We start from the raw sequence: 1,655 nt of genomic DNA, 5'->3' as shown, positions 1-1,655 counted from the left end.
CGTATTATTTTAAAAAATGTCAATAATATCACTCATACAAATAACTCAAATGACCAGTCGATTGTTCTAGATGTAAATCTATTTGACTATCATATACTAATGCTCGGAGATTTAAGTGTAGAGTATGAAGAAGAAATATTAAAAAACGTGAACAAAATAGATATCGTAAAAATTGGGCACCACGGTTCGAATACGAGTACCGGCGTTGATCTTGTAGAAAGAGAATTTAAATTAGCACTTATATCGAGTGGGGTAAATAATTCATATGGACATCCGCATAAAGAGGTAACGGATATACTCACCGAGTACAATAAAGAAATTGTAAGTACTATAGAATCCGGGATGGTTGAGATTACTTTTAAAAAGAATGGTTATTGTACAAAACATAAATTACGAAATATAGAGAACCGTTGTTATAAATAAAAAAGAGCTAATAAAATTAGCTCTAGTTAAAACTTGCGACGATTTGGAAAACTTGTGCAATCACATAGACTGCAGTGAATCCTAAAAGTCCGACTAAAAATGCAAGTCCTGAATCGATTACGTCGTTATTTTTAGATTGTACATTTTTTTCAAATTTATTCATGACATAACCCCCTATTACTTATTTATAGTATAGAATAGAGTTAGAGAAAAATCTATAGTGAATTCAATTAAGAATGGTGATTACATGGAAAAACTCTATTTAGTATACGGAAAGAATAGAGTGCGTATAGACGAAACAGTCAATAAGTTAACGAAAGACTATTTAGAAACAGTCGATGACTTTAATAGAATCGTCTTTGATTATATCGAAACAGAAGTCGAACATATTATCGAGGAGTGTATTACACTACCTTTTTTATCGGATCGAAAAGTGGTTATCGTAAAAGATGCATTTTTATTTACAGCGGAAAAGAAGAGAACCTCAGTAAATCAAAATATCGATAAAATGATCCAATATATCGAAGACAAAGAAGACGAAACGTTACTCATATTCGTGACATCTGCTGAAAAATTAGATAATAGAAAAAAGATTACGAAACTCATAAAAAAACAAGGAAAAATCATTGAGTGTGAAGAAATGAATGAACGTGAACTCGTTCAATATATTAATGACGCTGTTAAAAATGAAGGTTTGACAATTCGAAACGATGCAGTAAATGAGTTATTAAATCGTACAGGTGTAAACTATACGATTGTTAAAAATGAGTTAGAGAAATTGATGTTGTTTGCCGACAATGTAATTACAGTTGAAGACGTGAATATTATAGTTAGTAAAAGTTTAGAAGCCAACGTCTTTTCTTTAACAGACTTTATTCTTAAAGATCAAAAGCGGGAAGCGGTCAATGTATTTAGAGATTTAATATTACAAAAAGAAGAGCCGATTAAATTACTCGGATTAATCTCGTCGCAGTTTAGGTTATATTATCAAACGAAGATTTTAATGAACGAGGGGATGCGTCAAGATGAAATTAGTAGTCGTTTAAAAGTGCATCCGTATCGTGTGAAATTAGCGATATCTCAAGTCAATCAGTATTCATTAGAAACGTTACTTCAAAAAATGGTGTTAACTAGAGATATGGATTATGAGTTAAAATCAACGTATTTAGATAGCGAAGCTTTATTTGAAGTATTCATAAGCAAAATATAAAAAAAGAAAACTTCCTAAATTA

At 30.8% G+C, this 1,655-nt stretch carries 3 protein-coding genes; 2 read left to right on the top strand and 1 reads right to left on the bottom strand.

Going from position 1 to position 1,655, the window contains the following annotated elements:
* On the top strand, nt 1-423 hold a 423-nt coding region (locus TJ68_RS08480; RefSeq protein WP_040928399.1), incomplete at its 5' end, for a ComEC/Rec2 family competence protein.
* A gap of 22 nt (nt 424-445) precedes the next feature.
* Here the strand turns inward: TJ68_RS08480 and TJ68_RS08240 are convergent.
* Complete coding sequence (locus TJ68_RS08240) at nt 446-586, bottom strand: YqzM family protein (RefSeq protein ID WP_081643635.1); 141 nt, start codon at nt 584-586, stop codon at nt 446-448.
* Nucleotides 587-643: 57 nt separating this feature from the next.
* Between TJ68_RS08240 and holA the strand changes: the two genes are divergently transcribed.
* Nucleotides 644-1,633, top strand: a complete 990-nt coding sequence (holA, locus tag TJ68_RS01720) for a DNA polymerase III subunit delta (RefSeq protein ID WP_148449602.1) — start codon at nt 644-646, stop codon at nt 1,631-1,633.
* Nucleotides 1,634-1,655: the final 22 nt, after the last annotated feature.

This window comes from Nosocomiicoccus massiliensis, from assembly GCF_000438455.1.
Lineage (GTDB): Bacteria > Bacillota > Bacilli > Staphylococcales > Salinicoccaceae > Nosocomiicoccus > Nosocomiicoccus massiliensis.
Note: the sequence above shows the minus strand (reverse complement) of the source record. Positions and strands in the feature narration are given on the sequence as shown.